The sequence below is a fragment of the Leyella stercorea genome, from assembly GCF_021531655.1.
The window spans coordinates 51,490-70,904 of record NZ_JADYUF010000010.1; the positions used below are offsets into that span (position 1 = coordinate 51,490).

Below are 19,415 nucleotides of genomic sequence, written 5' to 3' on the forward strand. Positions count from 1 at the left end.
GCACAAAAGTTTTGGGAATGTGCAAATAATGACGTACCTTTGCACAAAATTTTGAAGATTGTGCAATGGAGCAAATACCAAGTTTTAACCAATATATAGAGGACAGCGTAATAAAGTTTTGGGATAAGGACGCATTCACCGACTACAAAGGCGCAACACTGCAATTCCACGATGTAGCACGGAAAATCGAAAAACTCCACATCATGTTCGAAAACAGCGGTGTGAAGCGCGGCGACAAGATAGCCCTGTGCGGACGCAACAGCAGCCACTGGGCTGTGGCATTCCTCGCCACACTGACATACGGCGCTATTGCCGTACCGGTGCAAAACGAGTTCACACCCGAACAGATACACAACATAGTCAATCACAGCGAGTCGAAACTCCTGTTTGTAGGCGACGTGGTGTGCACACAAGTCAACCCAGACATGATGCCGGCTCTCGAAGGCATCGTATACCTGCCCGACTTCTCCATCGTCATATCACGCAGCGAGCAACTTACGTTTGCACGCGAACACCTGAACGAGATATTCGGCAAGCGATATCCGAAATACTTCCGCAAGGAACACATCAGTTACTATAAGGAGCAAAGCCCCGAAGAACTGGCTATGATCAACTACACCAGCGGCACTACGGGATTCTCAAAGGGCGTAATGCTGCCTTACCGCGCACTGTGGGGCAATATCGACTACGTGTTGAAGTGTCTTGCACCCAACGTAAAGCCCGGTTCTAATCTCGTAAGCATTCTGCCAATGGCACACATGTACGGACTGGCAGTAGAATTCCTCTTCGGATTCATCAACGGATGCCACCTGTACTTCCTCAACCGAATGCCGTCGCCGTCGCTTATAGCCGAAGCATTTGCCGAGGTGAAGCCCCGACTCATCGTGGCTGTGCCACTCGTAATAGAGAAAATCATACGTCGCAAGGTGCTGGCAGAGGTGCAGACCAACCGCATGAAGCTACTCTTGAACATGCCCGTTATCAATAAAAAGATAAAGCAGCACATCCGCGACCGCATAATGGAGGCCTTCGGAGGCAACGCATTCGAAATAATCGTAGGTGGAGCACCGCTCAATCAGGGCATCGAGGAATTCCTCAACAGCGTGGGAGTGCCCGTCACCATCGGCTACGGCACCACCGAGACCGCACCGCTCATCACCTTTGCCAACTACGACAAATACAAAATAGCGTCGTGCGGACCAGTTGTTGACCACATGGAGGCGAAGGTTGTAAGCCCGGATCCAGCCAACGTGCCTGGCGAACTCATCGCCAAGGGCATGAACGTGATGCTCGGCTACTACAAAAACGAGGAAGCCACAAACGCAGTTATTGACAAAGACGGATGGTTTCACACCGGAGATCTCGCCACAATGGAACCAAGCGGACACATATATATCAAAGGACGTATCAAGAACATGCTCCTCGGAGCCAACGGACAGAACGTCTATCCGGAGGAAATCGAGGACAAGCTCAATAATATGCCGCTCGTCGGCGAAAGCATAATAATACAGCGCGACACCAAACTCGTTGCTCTCGTACATCCGGAATTGGAAGACAAGGAAGCAATGGATTTCGACGACGACGACATAAAGGGAATAATGGACGAAAACCTTAAGACCCTCAACAACCAGCTGCCGCCTTTCTGCAAGATAGCGGCAATAGAAATACAGAAAGAGGAATTCCAGAAAACTGCCAAAAAGAGCATCAAGCGATACCTCTACAAATAAATCCTAAAACACCTCACAATGATAAACAAACAAAAAATGGAAATACCGAGTTTTAACGCTCTTATCGAACAGAGCATCATTACCAATTGGGACAAGGATGCCCTGACCGACTTTAAGGGGGCCACTCTGCAATATCACGACGTGGCACGCAAAATAGAGAAACTGCACATCATGTTCGAAAGCAGTGGTGTAGTTAAAGGCGACAAGATCGCTTTATGCGGACGTAACAGTTCAAACTGGGCTGTTGCATTCCTTGCTACACTCACCTACGGAGCCGTTGCAGTACCTATATTGCACGAATTTACTGCTGACCAGATTCACAACATCGTCAATCACAGCGAAGCCAAGCTGCTCTTCGTAGGCGACTATGTGGCTACAATCATCGACCAGACAAAGATGCCCGACCTCGAAGGCATCATCTACATACCCGACTACTCGCTCGTAGTGTCGCGCACCGACAAACTCACCTATGCACGCGAACACCTCAACGAGATGTTCGGAAAGAAATATCCTAAGTATTTCCGCAAGGAACACGTACACTACTACAAGGAGCAGAGTCCTGACGAGCTGGCTCTCATCAACTACACCAGTGGAACCACCGGCTTCTCGAAGGGCGTTATGATTCCATATCGTGCTTTGTGGAGCAACTACGACTTCGCTATCTCGGTTTTGGGCAAGATTATCAAGAAGGGGGACAACATCATCAGCATCCTGCCTATGGCACACATGTACGGCATGGCATTTGAGTTCTTATTTGAATTCTTGTTCGGATGCCACGTGTTCTACCTCACACGCATACCGTCGCCAGCCATCATCGCAGCCGCATTTGCCGAGGTGAAGCCTGCTATCATCATCGCTGTGCCTCTCATTATCGAGAAGATCATCCGCAAGAAGGTATTCCCCAAGATACAGAACAACCGCATGCGCATCCTGCTGAACATGCCTATCGTGAGCAAGAAGGTGAACGAGAAGATAAAGGAGCAGGTTGTCAAGGCATTCGGTGGCAACTTCTACGAAATCATTGTAGGCGGTGCAGCCTTCAATCAGGAAGTAGAGCAGTTCCTCAAGCGCATCGGATTCCCCTACACCGTAGGCTACGGCGCTACTGAGTGTGCCCCTATAATCTGCTATGCCGACCACAACGACTTTGTACAAGGTTCATGCGGCAAGCCAGTAGTACACATGGAGGTGAAGATTGACAGTCCTGATCCAGCCAATGTACCCGGAGAAATCCTGGCACGCGGACTCAACGTCATGCTGGGCTACTACAAAAACGAGGAAGCAACAGCCTCAACTCTCGATGCAGAGGGATGGTATCACACCGGCGACCTCGGACTTATGGACGCTGACGGCAACGTATTCATCAAGGGACGTTCGAAGAATATGCTGCTCGGAGCTTCGGGTCAGAACATATATCCGGAGGAAATCGAGGACAAACTCAACTCATTGGCTATGGTGAACGAGTCGGTTGTAGTGCAGCGCGGCGAGAAACTCGTCGGTCTTGTATATCCCGACTTCGACGAAGCCGACACTATGCGCCTCAACGATGCCGATCTTGAGAAGATAATGGAGCAGAACCGTCAGGAACTCAACGCCGTACAACCACCCTACTGCCGTCTGTCGGCAATAGAGATTGTGAAGGAAGAGTTTGAGAAGACACCTAAGAAGAGTATCAAGCGATATCTCTACAAATAAAGCAAACTCCTACAAACAAGGATATAACAGCAAAAACAACATTGATATGCATCATCATTTATGTATAACAATGTTGTTTTTGCTGTTTTTTGTTTCTTCCGTTTTTACTTTCTACATTTTTTTGTTTCTATATAATTAAACCACAAAGCCATACAAACGTCATAAAAAACGTAAATTGGCATTTGCCTTTTTATTGACAAGAAAACAAAGAATACATAAATAAGAAAATAACAAATACACAAACAAGAAAATAACAACAGAATGAAAAAGATCGTCTTCTTGCTCCTACTTATGCTCTGCGCATTGGGAGCGGCAGCCCAAGACCGCAAAATCACGGGTACGCTGACCGACAAAGACACTCACGAGCGTATGGAGCAGGCAGCCGTACAACTGCTGCGTCAGGACAGTTCGTATGTCAAAGGCAGCGTGACCGATGCCAATGGAGCATTCAGCATCACCGCTCCAAACAACGGAAAGTACATACTGAAGTTCTCCAACGTGGGATACAAGACCCTCTACCGCAACGTGAATGTAAGCAACGACAACAACGTGAACGTTGGAAACATCGTATTCGCATCGTCGGCTATAGCCCTGAAGGGAACCACCGTGACAGCCAATGCTGCCAAGGTGACGCTCAAGAAGGACACCTTCATATACAATGCTACTGCTTTCCGCACTCCAGAAGGTTCTACCATTGAGGAACTGGTGAAGCGTCTGCCGGGTGCGCAAGTGGGCGACGACGGCAAGATTACCATCAACGGCAAGGAGGTGAAGAAGATTAAGGTGGACGGAAAGGAATTCATGGTGGGCGACACCAAGACTGCCATGAAGAACCTGCCTACCAACATCGTAAACCGTATCAAGGCTTACGATGAGAAGAGCGACCTCTCACGTGTCACCGGCATTGACGACGGAAACGAGCAGACCGTGCTCGACTTCGGACTGAAACCGGGCATGAACAAGGGTATGTTCTCCAACGCCGACCTTGCATACGGAACACACGACCGATTTGCCGAACGCCTTATGGGTGCCTACTTCAACTCGAAGATACGCGTAATGGGATTCGGCTCGCTCAACAATACCAACGACATGGGATTCGGACGCGGCTCGTTCGGAGGCGGACGCAACGGTCTGAACACATCAAAGATGGTGGGCACCAACTTCAACTACGACAATGGCAAGACATTTTCGTGGGACGGTTCGGTGAGATGGAATCATAGTAACGGCAACACACAGTCGAAGTCGTCATCCGAGAACTTCGTGAGTTCGTCGAAATCGTTTGCCAATTCGCTCAACAAACAGTTCACACGCAGCAACTCATGGAATGCCCAGATGCGATTCGAGTGGAAACCCGACACGATGACCAACATCATGTTCCGCCCGTCGATGAGCCTGTCGTCAAGCGACGGACGCTCGGCTTCCACCTCTGCACAGTTCAACGACGACCCCTACTCGTACACCGACGACCCGCTGTCGGACAAAGGCATCAGCACAATGGCAGAAGCCGACAAGATGGTGAACACCTCGAAGTCAAACTCGATAAGCTACAGCGACAGCAAACAGTTTGGCGGAATGCTGCAATTAAACCGCAAGCTTGGCAACCGCGGACGCAACGTCACACTGCGCGGCGACTTCAACTATAAGGACGGCGACAGCAAATCGTTATCCACCAACAACGTCCATCTGTATCAGATAAAGATGAAGGACAATCCTCTCGCCGACTCTACCTACCAGACAAACCGCTACAACGTGACGCCGACCAAGACGTACAGCTACAGCGTACAGACTACATACAGCGAGCCGTTGTGGAAGGCTACGTTCCTGCAGATGAGCTATCAGTTCAAGTATTCGTACAGCAAGAGCGACCGTGCCACATACAATTTCTCCAATCTGGGCGAAGACTTCTTCGGCACTCTCACTCCGCAATACCGCCAATGGGACAGCTATCTCAGTCTGCTCGACAAGCCCTACACCGAATATGAGGACAAGTCGCTGAGCCGCTACTCTGAATATAAGAACTATACGCACGACATCGACCTGATGTTCCGCATGCTCCGACAGAAGTATCAGCTCAACTTCGGTGTGAAAGTACAGCCGCAGACATCCAAGTTCATACAGGACTATCAGGGCAAATACGTCGACACCGTGCGCACCGTGACCAACATCACGCCGACACTCGACTTACGCTACCGCTTCTCGAAGGTGAGCCAGCTGCGCATCAACTATCGAGGCTCAACGTCGCAACCCTCAATGACCGACCTGCTCGACATCACCGACGACAGCGATCCGCTCAACATCAGCAAGGGTAATCCCGGATTGAAGCCATCGTTCACCAACAATCTGCGCGCCGAATACAACAACTACATCGAGAAACACCAGATGTCGATAATGACAAGCGTCAACTACTCCAACACGCGCAACTCCATCGGCTACAAGGTGACGTACGACGAGAAGACCGGCGGACGCATAAGCCGACCAGAGAACATCAACGGCAACTGGAACGCTTCGGGCATGTTCATATTCAATATGGCCATCGACACCACGGGCTACTGGAACATCAACACATTCACCAACGTCGACTACCAGAACCGTGTGGGCTATCTGTCGCTCAACCGCAACGCCGACTCGCAGCGCAACGTGACAAAGTCGACAAGCGTAAGCGAACGCCTCGCTATGAGCTTCCGCAACTCATGGCTTGAGGTAGAGCTTGACGGCTCGATGGACTATATGCACGCCCGCAACAACCTGCAGCCGCAGAGCAATCTCGACACATGGCAGTTTGCCTACGGCGGAACCATCAACCTCACCGCACCGTGGGGTACAAGCCTATCGACCGACATACACCAGAACTCACGCCGAGGCTATTCCGACAAGTCGATGAACACCAACGAGCTGATTTGGAACGCACAGCTGTCGCAAGGTTTTATGCGCGGACGTGCATTGACAATATCACTCCAGTTCTACGACATACTCAAGAATCAGAGCAACTTCTCGCGTACTGTGTCGGCAACAAGCCGCAGCGACGTAGAGTACAACTCCATCAACAGCTACGCAATGCTGCACGTCATCTACCGACTCAATCTCTTCGGAGGCAAGCAAGCACGACGCGGCGGACAATACGGACCAAGCAACCGCCGACCAGGATATGGACGCCCACCAATGGGTGGCGGACGCATGCCGATGATGCGCATGGGCAGACCGATGATGTAATAACAACCAATTTCACCAAGAGATTCCAACCCTCTCGAAAAGGAGTCCTTTTGAGTTGCAAAAGGAGCCCTTTTGACAGGCAAAAGGAGTCCTTTTGGATAGTAAAAGTAGTCCTTTTGCAAGTCAAAAGGGCTACTTTTTTTTATACCCCATTATATTTGATGATGATATGAGTGCAATTTGCGGATTTTTAGTTAAATTTGTAGGTGAATAAACAGCATAAGAATAAACACGTTGAGCCTTATGAAACAGAAAGTAGTAATTTCGGGAAACCTCGAGCGCGACCTTGTAAACGCCATATCAGAATGTGAGCACGACCGCATTTTCGTACTCACCGACGAAACAACACAACAATTGTGCTGGCCCAAAATCAAGAACTTCAAAGCACTCAAAAACAGCACCCCAATAATCATCAAAGCCACCGACACTCACAAAAACCTCGACACACTCTCGCAGGTGTGGCAGGCGCTGAGCAACGGCGGAGCCACACGCCACTCGCTGATGATAAATCTCGGCGGCGGAATGGTGACCGACCTCGGAGGCTTTGCGGCAAGCACATTCAAGCGAGGCATCGACTTCATCAACATACCCACAACGCTCCTGGCAATGGTCGACGCTTCAGTGGGAGGCAAGACAGGCATCAACTTCGGCGGACTGAAGAACGAAATCGGCGTGTTCTCCGACAGCCGCTTCGTCATCATCAACACACAATTCCTTGACACACTCGACCACGACAACATCTGCTCGGGCTATGCCGAGATGCTCAAGCACGGACTCATCTCCGACGAACACACATGGGCAGAACTGGTGACATTCGATCTTGACACACCCGACCTCAGCCAGCTGCAACACATGGTGGCAGAATCCATCAAGGTGAAAGAGCGCATCGTCGAAGCCGACCCACACGAGCACGGCATACGCAAGGCACTGAACCTGGGCCATACTATGGGACATGCCTTCGAATCGTTTGCCATGCGACGCGGCACACCGATACTGCACGGATACGCAGTGGCGTACGGACTCATCAGCGAACTGTATATGAGCGCACGCAAGACGGCTTTCCCCACCGACCGCATGCACCAGACCGTACGCTTCATACGCGAAAACTACGGCACATTCAACATCACATGCGACGACTACCCGACACTCATCGAACTGATGCGCCACGACAAGAAGAACACGTCGGGCATCATCAACTTCACACTTCTGGGCAATGTCGGCGACATACGCATCAACCAGACTGCTAACGAAGAAGAAATAAAGGAGGCTCTCGACTTCTTCCGCGAAGGATAGAGCATCAATTATAAAAAACAAGATATGGACATAGAAAGAATTAAAGAGATACGACTGAAACAAGACGGACTGTCGAACACGCTCGGCATGGAGTTTCTGTCGACACCCGACCCCGACACCTGTCAGGCACGAATGAAGGTTGACAGCCGCAACCGTCAGGTATTCGGATTTCTCAGCGGTGGCGCCACACTGGCGCTAGCAGAGAATCTGGCAGGTGTAGGCTCAATGACTTTGTGCCCCAACAACATCTGCGTGGGCATCAACGTCAGCGGAAGCCACGTCAAGGCGGTGCGCGAAGGCGACACCGTCACAGCCACAGCACGCATACTGCACAAGGGGAAAACCCTGCACCAGTGGCACATCGAAATATGTAACGGAGCCGGCGAACTCATATCGTCGGTAGAGATCACCAACTTTGTAATGAAAGGCAAGGATGTGGGCAAGCCCCAAAAAGAATAGCACCCACAATAAGACAATATGAGTTTTGTATATTTCCGACTGCCCAACACCACACTCGTCGTTCACAACAAACTGAACGACGAGCCTGAAGAATTGTCAACGGCAGCCGAACTGAACGGACGAAGCGGATTTGTCATTGCACCTTTCGCTCCGTCGACCGACATGCCCATACTGCTTGTACCAACCCAATGGGAAACGATTGAGCCATCGCAGCTGCACACTCTTGTCTCAGCCACTGGCAACACACAAATGTCGACCACGCTGAACAGCTGCGACAGCACTGCCGAACGCACGCAATACAACGCCGACTTCAACCGCTTTCACGCCGAACTGATGGCAGGACGCTTCGCCAAAATCGTATTGGCACGCAGCACCCGTCTCACAGCTACAGCACGCATAAGCGCACTGACACTGTTCGCACGAGCCTGCCAGCTCTATCCGCGCATGTTCATAGCACTCTATTCAACCAAGCGCAGCGGCACATGGCTTGTCGCTACGCCCGAGACTCTGATTGGCGGACATTGCGGACAGATGCACACCATGGCTCTGGCGGGCACTATGCGACCTGGAACGGGCGAATGGAGCGACAAGAACAAGCGTGAACAGAAATATGTAGAAACGTATATCACCGAATGTGTAAGGCAATTCTCGGACGACATCAACGTCGAAGGACCATACACTACGTATGCTGCCGACCTGCAACACCTGCGCTCCGACATACGTTTCAGCATGAACGACACTGCGCTCATAGGCAATGTGGTGGACGCTCTGCATCCTACACCTGCCGTATGCGGCATTCCGAAGGACGCGACACGACGCTTCATCATCGACAACGAGTCGCAACCGCGTGGCTACTACAGCGGTTTTGCCGGACCATTCAATCCGAATGGCGACACCCACCTGTTCGTAACGCTCAGATGTATGCACATCGAGAGCGAGGCGGAAGACTCTGCCGTGTACCGGCTCTTTGCCGGAGGCGGACTGCTGGCAGACAGCACCGAGCAGGACGAATGGAACGAGACTGAAGCCAAGATGAATACTATAAGAAAACTATTCGACTATGTACAGCAATAAGGAAAACGTCAACATACTCACTTCGCTGCTCCTTGAATATGGTGTCAGCGACGCTGTGGTGTGCCCAGGCAGCCGCAACGCACCCATCGTGCACAACCTCAGCGTGTGTGAGGCAATACGCTGCCGACCCGTTACCGACGAACGTTCGGCGGCTTTCTACGCTCTCGGACTGGCTATAGCCACCCGACGCCCTACCGTAGTGTGCGTAACGTCAGGCTCAGCATTGCTCAACGTGATGCCGGCTGTGGCTGAAGCAGCCTATCAGCATGTTCCGCTTGTAGTCATTTCTGCCGACCGTCCGCAGCAATGGATTGACCAGCTCGACGGTCAGACCATTCCACAATCAGACGCTCTCGGGCGCTTTGTGCGCAAGGCTGTGCAACTGCCCGAACCTCATAACGACGAAGAACGATGGCTGTGCCGTCGACTTGTCAACGAAGCCATGCACCTTGCTACGTGCCGACAGGATGCACCCGTACACATCAACGTGCCCATCAGCGAACCGCTGTTTGAATTCAGCACCGAGCAACTGCCCCAACTCAGCCGCTTCAACAACATCAAGCGTGCTGTAATCAAGGACGCTTCGATGGATATGCCCGACGCTTTCCATGAGGCAAAGCGCCCCATGATTGTGATTGGACAACTGGCTCACGGCACCATCTCGCACGAAACAATACGCTCGCTGAGCGAGAGGTATGTGGTAATGAGCGAACCGCTGTCAAACCCTTCGTACATGACAATTCACTTCGACGAAGCCATCAGATATATAGTCAGCGACAACAGTAGCATCAACGACGACGAAGACGACAAGACGGCATACTATCCAGACTACGTCATCTACGTAGGCGACACGCTCGTAAGCAAACCCGCACGCCGCTTTCTGCGCAATGCAAAGGCTCCGTCGTGCCTCATCACACCCGATGCGGCAGACATTCACGACCCGCTTATGACGCTGACCGACATCGTAGAATGCGACACCGACAGTATTAACGCATTGCTTGCAAGTCTGTGCGAGACTCCCGACACCGACGAACGATGCCGATTCCACGACCGCTGGCAGTCGTTCCTCGACGCATGTGCAGCCCATGCCGATGCCTACGCACCCGAATACTCGCAGATGGCAACTGTAAAATACTTTGAAGAGCAGCTTGCCGACCTCGACATAGATATATGCGTTCACTACGCCAACAGCTCAGCCGTACGCTTGGCGTGCATCTACGCACAGCATTATGTATGGTGCAACCGTGGCGTCAACGGCATTGAAGGTTCGCTGTCGACGGCTGCCGGATTCTCGCTCGCAACGCACGACATGACTGTTTGTGTGATAGGCGACCTGAGCTTCTTCTACGACCAGAACGCCCTTTGGAACTCCAACCTGCGCGGCAATCTTCGTATCATACTGCTCAACAATCGCGGTGGCGGCATATTCAGACAACTGCCAGGACTCAGCGACAGTCCGGCTGCCGACGATCTGGTCATGGCGAGTCACGAAAACACGGCTCAAGGCATCTGCACCCAAAACGATATAGGCTACATGTCGGCAAAAAACATGGACGAAATGCAGATTGGCATCGTGACATTGCTTACACGCGAGAGCGAACGACCGATGCTGCTCGAAGTGTTCACCGACAGCAACGACGACGTAAAGGCGCTTGAAAAATACTTCAAGCTGTAAAGGATTGTAATGTAAATATTCAATAAACCCAAATAAGAACAATGGAAAATAGAGAATGGAAGAAGATCGAAGGCTTCGACTTCAAAGAAATATTGTTTGACGAATACAACGGTATCGCCAAGATAACAATTAACCGTCCGCGCTATCGCAACGCCTTCACACCTCGCACAACGTGGGAGATGTCGCAGGCATTTGCATGGTGTCGCGAGGCTCAGCACATCAGTGTGGTCATCCTTACGGGTGCCGGCGACAAGGCATTCTGCTCGGGTGGCGACATGCACGTTAAGGGTCGTGGCGGATATGTAGGCGATGACGGTGTGCCACGCCTCAACGTTCTCGATGTGCAGAAGCAGATACGATCACTGCCAAAGCCCGTAATAGCAATGGTAAACGGATACGCCATCGGTGGCGGACACGTGCTTCACCTCATGTGCGACCTCACTATTGCCAGCGACAACGCCATCTTCGGACAGACAGGACCTAAGGTTGGTTCGTTCGACGCTGGTTTTGGTGCCAGCTATCTGGCTCGTATCGTGGGTCAGAAGAAGGCTCGCGAGATATGGTTCTTGTGCCGTCAGTACTCAGCCATTGAAGCCGAGCGTATGGGAATGGTCAACAAGGTGGTGCCGTTCGACCAGCTTGAGGACACTTGCGTAGAATGGGCACAGATCATGATGGAACGTTCGCCGTTGGCACTGCGCATGATTAAGGCAGGACTCAACGCCGAACTCGACGGTCAGGCGGGCATACAGGAGCTGGCAGGCGACGCTACCATGCTCTACTATATGCTCGACGAGGCTCAAGAAGGAGGCAAGGCATTCCTCGAAAAGCGCAAGCCCGACTTCAGCAAGTATCCCAAACTGCCTTAATGAAAAGCAAGACAGCTATAACGAAGCGGCTGCTCACGCTATGGCGCAGCCTCATCGACCTGATAGCACCACGTGCTTGCGAGATGTGCGGCACCCGACTTGGCATCAACGAGAGGCTCATCTGCACCACATGCAACGCTCTGCTGCCACGCACCGACGACGCCTCGTCGCCCTACGACAACCACACTGCACGGCGGTTGTGGGGACTTGTGCCGGTGGAGCGGTGTGCATCGTTCGTGAAATATCATCCTCACACACCCTTCGCAACCCTCATCTACCGACTGAAGTATGGCGGACGCGAAGACATTGGTGAGGAAATAGGACGAATGATGGCTGCCGACTATATGCCGTCGGGATTCTTCGACGGCATTGATGCAATTGTGCCTATGCCGCTACACAAAAAGCGCCGACGCGAACGTGGATACAACCAGAGCTGTGAGGTGGCACGCGGCATAAGCGAACTGACTCATATACCAGTGCGTGAGGACATCGTTGAGCGCGTGCGTTACACCCAAAGCCAGACGCAGACCAAAGCTACATCACGCTCAACTAACGTAAGCGGTGCCTTCGCACTGAAACAAGGACAGCATCCAAGCGGTATGCACATACTGCTCATCGACGACATCATCACTACCGGCGCGACGCTGACAGCATGCGCAACGGAAATAGCGAAGCTTGAGGATGTGACGATAAGCATTATGACTATTGGAAGAACTGAAGACTGACACGCCCCACTCATCAACCAACTATAATAACAATGAGATACAAGATAAGCATCACGCCGCGCACGCTGCACTTCAAGCAACCTGCCGGAACATCGCGCGGAGTGTACAATACACGCAAGTCGTGGTTTGTAGAGATTGAGGACAGCGAGCGTCCGGGATGCAAGGGCGTGGGCGAATGTGCTCCTCTGCCCGACCTCAGTTGCGACGCGCGCCCCGAATACGAGAAGACTCTGGAGTCAATCTGCCGTATGATAGAACTGACTGGCAACGTCAACTACGACATGCTGCGCCCCTATCCTTCCATACTTTTTGGTATAGAGACAGCCATGACCGACCTGCAGAACGGCGGAAAGGGCATGCTCTTCGACACTCCATTCACACGTGGCGAGGAAGGTATAACAATAAACGGACTGGTATGGATGGGCAGTCATGACGAGATGCTTGCCCGACTGGAATCGAAAATGGAAGCAGGATTCCACTGTGTGAAGCTGAAAATCGGTGCTATCGAATTCGATAGCGAGCTCGACCTGATACGTCACATACGCCAGGCTTTCACAAAGGAACAGATAGAATTGCGTGTCGACGCCAACGGCGGATTCACATTCGAGGACGCTCCGAGCCGACTCGAACAACTGGCTCGCTACGACATACACTCCATTGAACAACCCATACGCCAGCATCAATGGGCGCGTATGGCTCAACTGTGTGCTTCGTCGCCGATACCCATTGCCCTCGACGAGGAACTTATAGGCGTGAACATGCCCGGAATGAAGAAGGAACTGCTAGACACCATTCGTCCGCAATACATAATACTTAAACCGTCGCTGCACGGCGGAATAAGCGGCACACGCGAATGGATAGACATGGCGCACCAACGTGGCATCGGCTCGTGGATAACGAGTGCGCTTGAGAGCAATGTCGGACTCAACGCCGTGGCACAATTGGCAGCCGACGTATATGGGCCCAACATCAGTATGCCACAAGGATTGGGCACCGGTATGCTATTCACCGACAACATTGAGATGCCACTCACAATACGTGGCGAGAAGCTTTGGCGTGTTTAGGAGTTTTGAATTTTGAGTTTTGAGTTTTGAATTGTTCTCGGCTACGCCTGCGATTGTGAATTATTCAATTTCGAATCAAACAATTAACATTCAACACTTAACATCTCTCACAATAATTCGTGACAAAACGATTGCATGGTCTTTGTCACGAATTATCATGAATTCACCATGAATTCAAGTGATACATTAATATATGACATCCTTAATTCGTGAATAATTTATGGTAATTCGTGACAAAACAATTGCGTGGTCTTTGTCACAAATTATCATGAATTCGCAATGAAATCAAGTGATACATTAATATATGACATCCATAATTCGTGAATAATTTATGGTAATTCGTGACAAAACGATTGCGTGGTCTTTGTCACGAATTATTGTGAGAAATGTCGGATGAGCCGATGATTATTTCTCCTCAAGCACAGCCTTTATCTCGGCATCGGTCTTAGTGAGCTTGTCCTTGCACAGCTTTATAAGTTTCTGCGCAGTCTTCAGTTGCTCGCAGAGCGAGTCAATGTCAAGCTCACCGTTCTCCATCTTATCGGCAATGGACTGCAATTGGTTCATTGCCGTTTCGTATTTCATTTCTCTTGCCATAATCATTTGTTTTTGGTTACTACCGAAGTGAATTTTCCTTTTTCCACACGCGTTTCCACAACAGCCCCTTCGGGCAGTTCCGTGGCATTGCGCACGGCACGTCCGTTGTATGTAGTGATGCTGTAGCCGCGCTGCAGAAGTCGCTCAGGATTGACAGCCTCAACACGCTGCTCTATAAGTTGCAGACGATGACGGGCATCTACAAGTTGCCTGTTGACAGCCGACTGAAGCTTCGCCTGCAAGCTGTCTATCTGCATCAATGCCGTAGCAATGCGTCGCTGTGTGGCAGTCTCAATGCGTCGCGCCAACATATCGACACGAGCTTCCTCCTTGGTCTTCACCAACGAGAACATCATGGGGATGCGAGCCGACAGCGACTCCACCCTGACACGCTCGCGCTGCATGCGTCGCTGCGTGCTGTCGACGATGCTCTGGCGTGCCGCATCAATCATAGATTCGGTGCGAACAAGGTTGTCGACGAGCAACTGTGCAGCCGCTGTAGGAGTCTTGACACGTGTATGCGCCACCATGTCGAGAATGCTCTCGTCGCGGTCGTGTCCGATGCCCGTTATGACGGGAAGCGGAAAGTTGGCCACATTCTCAGCCAATGCGAGCGTGTCGAAACCCGAAAGGTCGCTCGTAGCGCCACCACCACGTATTATCACCACAACGTCGAAACTGTCGTGACGGCTGTAAATGCGATTGAGAGCGGCTATAACGCTATGCTCAACAGCCTCGCCCTGCATTGTGGCAGCAAACAATTCCACCTTATATATATAATGTGCGCTATTGTCGTGTAGCTGACGGCAGAAGTCGCCATAGCCTGCAGCCCCATCGCTCGACACCACTGCAATGCGCTGGGCGAACAATGGAAGAGTGAGCTCACGCTGAAGGTCGAACACTCCTTCGGCCTTGAGCTGCGCCACTATCTGCTGACGACGACGGGCAAGGTCGCCCATTGTATATTCGGGATTGATGTCGCTGACTATCCATGAGAACCCGTAGGCAGCATGAAACTGCGCATGCACGCTCAGCATCACCTTCATTCCGGCATGCAGGCGTTGTCCGGTGATGCGCTCGAACATAGGTCGGAGCATGCACCATCGTGAAGCCCAGCACTTGGCAGAGGCTTTTGCAATGGGCGTATTTGAGAGTTCGTCCTTCTCGACAAGCTCCATGTAGCAATGGCCACGCACCTCCCGCAGTTCGGAAATCTCTGCCACCACCCAATAATCGCCCTGCATGTCGATGTCAATGACCGAAGCCACGATAGAGTTGAGTTCGTATAGGGATAATGTCTTAGTCATTCGATAGTTGTTATCATTACTTCAGAAATCCCTGACGGCGCAACACGTCCATCAGTCCTGCCGACATAGCCTCATTGTCCTTCTTGGTGTAGCGACAATCGGTAAACACCTGGGCGAGCGTCTGCTTGTTGTTGATGCGACAGAACTCTTTGCTCTCCTCAAGCGCTTCCTTCTCGGCATAGAACCGGTTGATGCTCTCGGGCGTATAGTCGTGATAGGTCTCGCTGTGCATGATAGCGTCAAGCGGAAGGCGGTCGGTCAGTTCGGGTTGCTCGTCGGGCCATCCCAACGTAATCGTTGCAACCGGCACCACGAGCTCGGGCAGCTGCAATGTGTCGATAATCATCTGCGGCATGTAGACCGTAGTGCCAAGGAAGCAGCATCCCAATCCCTCCTCCTCAACCAGATTGCAGAATGTCTGGCAGAAGAGCAGAGCATCGGTGGCTGCATTCTGATACGAAAGCATATTGTCATAACCCGGCTGTGCATCGCGGTTTTCACACCATACGGTGGTGCGGCGAGTGTCGGCGCAGAACGTCAACACTACAGGTGCCTCGGTGACCATAGGCTGATTGAAATGAGCAGGAGCCAGACGGCGCTTCATCTCGTCGCTGCGAGTCACCACAACACTGTAGAACTGCAGGTTGCCCATGGTCTGCGTGCGCTCAGCCTCAGCCAGCAATCGGCGCAACAGTTGGTCGTCTACGGGTCGGTCGGCATAACGGCGTATGCTGAGACGTGTGTTTATTGTCTTCATATGTCTTCTGTTTTATGTGTATATGTATAGGCAAAGGTACACAAAAAAACTTATTTCAAACGTCAACTTGCCGTTTTATTCGGTGAGTTCGGTGCCAAGATACTGTCCCTTGCGTGTAGCCGGCACTCCATACTTCATCCATGCTGGCTCGGGCGCACCCTTCATATAGTAGTCGAAGAACTGCTGCAAACGTATGCTCAAGTCCTTGCAGTTGCGACGCTCCACAAGATTGTGCTCCTCGCGGTTGTACTGCAACATCCACACAGGCTTGCCCAATCGACGCAACGCCATGAAGTACTCAATGCCCTGATACCATGGCACGGCACCGTCGTTGTCGTTGTGCATGATGAGCAACGGTGTCTCCACACGGTTGGCACCGAACAGCGGTGAGTTTTCAAGATACAGGTCGAGTCCGCCCTTGTCCCAAAGGGTTGCTCCAATGCGGCTCTGTCCGTGCTCGTACTGCATCTGTCGACACACACCCGAACCCCAACGTATACCGCCATAGGCTGATGTCATATTGCTCACGGGCGCTCCAGCTCCGGCTGCGCAAAACATATTGGTGCGTGTAACGAGATAGGCAGTCTGATAGCCTCCCCAGCTTTGTCCCTGAATAGCCATTCGTGTGCTGTCGATGAAGTTGAACTGGCTGCACATAGCCTTGGCACCCGACACGATACAGTTGTATGCACTCTCGCCCGGATGACCCACCTTATATACTATGTCCGGAACGAACACTACGTACCCGCGACTGCAATAGAAGGCAAGGTTGACCGTTGAGCGACTCGGACGCGGGTCGATATGATTGTAAAGCGTCTCCGAACGTTTCTCGTAGAAGTAAATCATCATTGGTAACTTGGTTCCCGGCTCAATGCCTTCGGGCACATAGAGCAGTCCGTCGAGCGGAGTTCCGTCGTAAGCCTTCCAGTGTACCAGCTGGGCATGACCCCATAAGTATTGCTTCATCTGCGGATTGATATCGCTCACACACTTCTCATATGCAAAAGCGGCATCGCTCACGTGCATGTTATAGGCATTGCTGAAGTTGCCTTTCTGATAAGCCACCACATCGGCAGCCCCTGCCTTATACACGTTTACGTAACTGAAGGTGTCAAGCACATTCAGACGGTATGAGTTGTTGTCGTTGACACGCACCGTGGCAAATCCGTTCTTCTTCGTAGTCTCGTCGAAGGCTGTCATGTAGAGCAGTGCATTCTCGTCGACAACATTCTTATCGGTCCACAACTTTGAGAGTCGTGGAGCATGGCGGTCGTATACACGATGGCGAAGCTGGATGTTCGACTTGCGTCCATTGCCATTGGTAAGGTTCTGGAATCCATTGCCATCAGGATTGAATTTCCACACATCGTAGCGGTCGCTGATAAGCACGCTCTGGTCGGCATTGGTCCATAAGGGGTCGGTATCATACGGTGGCGGGAAGTTAGGATGGTCGTCGGTCTCGTCGTAGAAGTTTACGCCTGTCTGACGAGTCAGATTCACCGTCTTTCCACTTGTCACATTATAGCAGTAATAAGCCGAATCGCTCAAGTTGTACCAAAGGACATACTTGCCATCGGGCGACGACATAGCCATTGCATTAACCTTCTCAGCAATACTGATGCGCTTGCCAGTGTTGACATTCACCAACGAGATGTCCTTGAACTCATCGTCGTCCCACTGCGACTGTATGTAGTATTTGGTCTTGTCTTGCGACAATGCCCACTCCGAATTGCCTTGATTCATCACAGTCACTCTGTCCCACATGGCTGTTGTGAGCGGAACAATTTGATTGGGATCCGACAGATTGATTACGCTAAGATAAGTCTTGCGCTTGGCATTGGCTACATTCACCTTCTGCTGCGGCTGTATCTGATAGTCCTTATAGTTCCAAATGTCCACCTGCGCAGTCTCAACATCAATGATACTCGAATCATTTGGCGCGATATATGGTGCCACACCTATAAACACACGACGTCCGTCTTGCGAGAACTCGGGAGCACTGTTCTCGTTGAGTCCCCATCCGCTTGGCAGATTACGACTGTAGCCTTGCGGTATAATCTCGCTCGACAGCCCGTTGCTCACATAAAAGAGCGAGCAATGCTTGTTGCCAGTCGTAATGGTGTCGGTAGAAGCAAGGAACACTATCTTACTGCCGTCAACGCTGTATCGAGCACCGCCGTAGTACTTCTTTCCCTGCGAGAGCACCGACATGGTCATTGTAGGCAAGTCGTAGACAGTTGCCGACGACTTGAGTTTCTTGTTCTTCTTGTCGGGATTCACCAGTACCGTCATGCTGCTTGCGTCGGCATTGATAGCATATTCCGACACATTCTTCACCTCGGTCTGCTTGCCAGTGAGTGTATTCACCACAACAAGCACATCACCGTCGAGGCGTTCGCGCGCAGCCTTCTTCTTGTTCTTATTGGGCTTGCGCGAATGGATGTAAGCCACCACATCATTGTTGTCAATGCCCGTCTTGTACGACTTGATGCGCTCGTACTTGCTGATGGTCCACTCGTCGAAATTGATTATGGCGAGCGAATCCTTCGGCATCTTGTCCTTCTTCACCTTGCGTTTTCTGGCATTGCGTATCTCGGCATATGGAGCCTTTATCAGTACGCACGCAGTGCGGTTGTTTGTAGCGATGTTGGCCTTATAGCCACGTGGCAACAGGAGCTCGCTTCCATCGCTCAGTCGTCGCACCACCAGCTGACCGTTGCCCTCCTGCGGATTCACTTCGTACAGAAGGTATCGTCCGTCGGAAGTCATCTGTGTGTTGGCAATACTTTTCCATCCGTCGTACACCGTATGGTCCAACGGCTTTTTTTGGGCATATGCCATTAAGCAAGTAGCCAGACACAGGCCAAGAGTCAACAATTTTCTTTTCATGTTATCATTAGTTATTATTTACGAGAAAAGGGGGAGTGCCACCACGACACGCCCCCACGGGTTCTAATTAAATT

The 19,415-nt window shown here is 51.4% G+C and carries 14 protein-coding genes; 10 read left to right on the forward strand and 4 right to left on the reverse strand.

The annotated features are described in order from the left end of the window. Positions 1-65 precede the first annotated feature (65 nt). The 10 genes from I6E49_RS04490 to menC all read left to right on the forward strand — a co-directional run bounded on the left by I6E49_RS04490 (position 66) and on the right by menC (position 13,791). Positions 66-1,727: an AMP-binding protein gene (locus I6E49_RS04490; protein ID WP_235400689.1), complete on the forward strand. Its 1,662-nt coding sequence runs from the start codon at positions 66-68 to the stop codon at positions 1,725-1,727. 18 nt (positions 1,728-1,745) lie between these two features. After that, entirely contained in the window at positions 1,746-3,422 is a 1,677-nt protein-coding gene (locus I6E49_RS04495; protein ID WP_374685162.1) for an AMP-binding protein, read from the forward strand. A 261-nt stretch (positions 3,423-3,683) separates the two neighbouring features. After that, a complete protein-coding gene (locus I6E49_RS04500; protein WP_235400687.1) occupies positions 3,684-6,632 on the forward strand; it encodes an outer membrane beta-barrel protein in 2,949 nt (982 codons plus the stop codon). 243 nt (positions 6,633-6,875) lie between these two features. Beyond that, positions 6,876-7,925, forward strand: a complete 1,050-nt coding sequence (gene aroB / locus I6E49_RS04505) for a 3-dehydroquinate synthase (protein ID WP_235400686.1) — start codon at positions 6,876-6,878, stop codon at positions 7,923-7,925. 24 nt (positions 7,926-7,949) lie between these two features. Next, entirely contained in the window at positions 7,950-8,384 is a 435-nt protein-coding gene (locus tag I6E49_RS04510; RefSeq protein WP_235392180.1) for a PaaI family thioesterase, read from the forward strand. Between the two features lie 18 nt (positions 8,385-8,402). Next, on the forward strand, positions 8,403-9,458 hold the full coding sequence (locus tag I6E49_RS04515) for a chorismate-binding protein (protein WP_235400684.1): 1,056 nt from the start codon (positions 8,403-8,405) through the stop codon (positions 9,456-9,458). Then, positions 9,445-11,133, forward strand: coding sequence for a 2-succinyl-5-enolpyruvyl-6-hydroxy-3-cyclohexene-1-carboxylic-acid synthase (gene menD, locus I6E49_RS04520; RefSeq protein ID WP_235400683.1), 1,689 nt, complete (start codon positions 9,445-9,447; stop codon positions 11,131-11,133). Before I6E49_RS04515 ends, menD begins: the two co-directional genes overlap by 14 nt. A 41-nt stretch (positions 11,134-11,174) precedes the next feature. Beyond that, complete coding sequence (menB, locus tag I6E49_RS04525) at positions 11,175-12,002, forward strand: 1,4-dihydroxy-2-naphthoyl-CoA synthase (protein ID WP_235400682.1); 828 nt, start codon at positions 11,175-11,177, stop codon at positions 12,000-12,002. Next, complete coding sequence (locus tag I6E49_RS04530; protein WP_235400681.1) at positions 12,002-12,727, forward strand: ComF family protein; 726 nt, start codon at positions 12,002-12,004, stop codon at positions 12,725-12,727. The genes menB and I6E49_RS04530 overlap by 1 nt, the downstream gene beginning before the upstream one ends. Before the next feature lie 32 nt (positions 12,728-12,759). Next, the gene (menC, locus tag I6E49_RS04535) at positions 12,760-13,791 is read left to right on the forward strand and encodes an o-succinylbenzoate synthase (protein WP_235400680.1); all 1,032 of its coding nucleotides are present in this window, start codon (positions 12,760-12,762) and stop codon (positions 13,789-13,791) included. Between the two features lie 405 nt (positions 13,792-14,196). Here the strand turns inward: menC and xseB are convergent, their stop codons facing one another. The 4 genes from xseB to I6E49_RS04555 form a co-directional block, all read right to left on the reverse strand. Continuing rightward, positions 14,197-14,388 (reverse strand): exodeoxyribonuclease VII small subunit, encoded by a 192-nt coding sequence (gene xseB, locus I6E49_RS04540; RefSeq protein WP_235400679.1) that lies wholly within the window; start codon positions 14,386-14,388, stop codon positions 14,197-14,199. Between the two features lie 2 nt (positions 14,389-14,390). Beyond that, the gene (gene xseA, locus I6E49_RS04545; RefSeq protein ID WP_235400677.1) at positions 14,391-15,695 is read right to left on the reverse strand and encodes an exodeoxyribonuclease VII large subunit; all 1,305 of its coding nucleotides are present in this window, start codon (positions 15,693-15,695) and stop codon (positions 14,391-14,393) included. Positions 15,696-15,711: 16 nt separating this feature from the next. Then, positions 15,712-16,452: a nitroreductase family protein gene (locus I6E49_RS04550; protein WP_235400675.1), complete on the reverse strand. Its 741-nt coding sequence runs from the start codon at positions 16,450-16,452 to the stop codon at positions 15,712-15,714. A gap of 75 nt (positions 16,453-16,527) precedes the next feature. Next, positions 16,528-19,341, reverse strand: coding sequence for a S9 family peptidase (locus I6E49_RS04555; RefSeq protein ID WP_235400673.1), 2,814 nt, complete (start codon positions 19,339-19,341; stop codon positions 16,528-16,530). Positions 19,342-19,415 lie beyond the last annotated feature (74 nt).

Coding starts and splice junctions, on each gene's coding strand:
- I6E49_RS04490 (WP_235400689.1), top strand. CDS start 66: ATGGAGCAAATACCAAGTTTTAACCAATATATAGAGGACAGCGTAATA.
- I6E49_RS04495 (WP_374685162.1), top strand. CDS start 1,746: ATGATAAACAAACAAAAAATGGAAATACCGAGTTTTAACGCTCTTATC.
- I6E49_RS04500 (WP_235400687.1), top strand. CDS start 3,684: ATGAAAAAGATCGTCTTCTTGCTCCTACTTATGCTCTGCGCATTGGGA.
- aroB (WP_235400686.1), top strand. CDS start 6,876: ATGAAACAGAAAGTAGTAATTTCGGGAAACCTCGAGCGCGACCTTGTA.
- I6E49_RS04510 (WP_235392180.1), top strand. CDS start 7,950: ATGGACATAGAAAGAATTAAAGAGATACGACTGAAACAAGACGGACTG.
- I6E49_RS04515 (WP_235400684.1), top strand. CDS start 8,403: ATGAGTTTTGTATATTTCCGACTGCCCAACACCACACTCGTCGTTCAC.
- menD (WP_235400683.1), top strand. CDS start 9,445: ATGTACAGCAATAAGGAAAACGTCAACATACTCACTTCGCTGCTCCTT.
- menB (WP_235400682.1), top strand. CDS start 11,175: ATGGAAAATAGAGAATGGAAGAAGATCGAAGGCTTCGACTTCAAAGAA.
- I6E49_RS04530 (WP_235400681.1), top strand. CDS start 12,002: ATGAAAAGCAAGACAGCTATAACGAAGCGGCTGCTCACGCTATGGCGC.
- menC (WP_235400680.1), top strand. CDS start 12,760: ATGAGATACAAGATAAGCATCACGCCGCGCACGCTGCACTTCAAGCAA.
- xseB (WP_235400679.1), bottom strand. CDS start 14,388: ATGGCAAGAGAAATGAAATACGAAACGGCAATGAACCAATTGCAGTCC.
- xseA (WP_235400677.1), bottom strand. CDS start 15,695: ATGACTAAGACATTATCCCTATACGAACTCAACTCTATCGTGGCTTCG.
- I6E49_RS04550 (WP_235400675.1), bottom strand. CDS start 16,452: ATGAAGACAATAAACACACGTCTCAGCATACGCCGTTATGCCGACCGA.
- I6E49_RS04555 (WP_235400673.1), bottom strand. CDS start 19,341: ATGAAAAGAAAATTGTTGACTCTTGGCCTGTGTCTGGCTACTTGCTTA.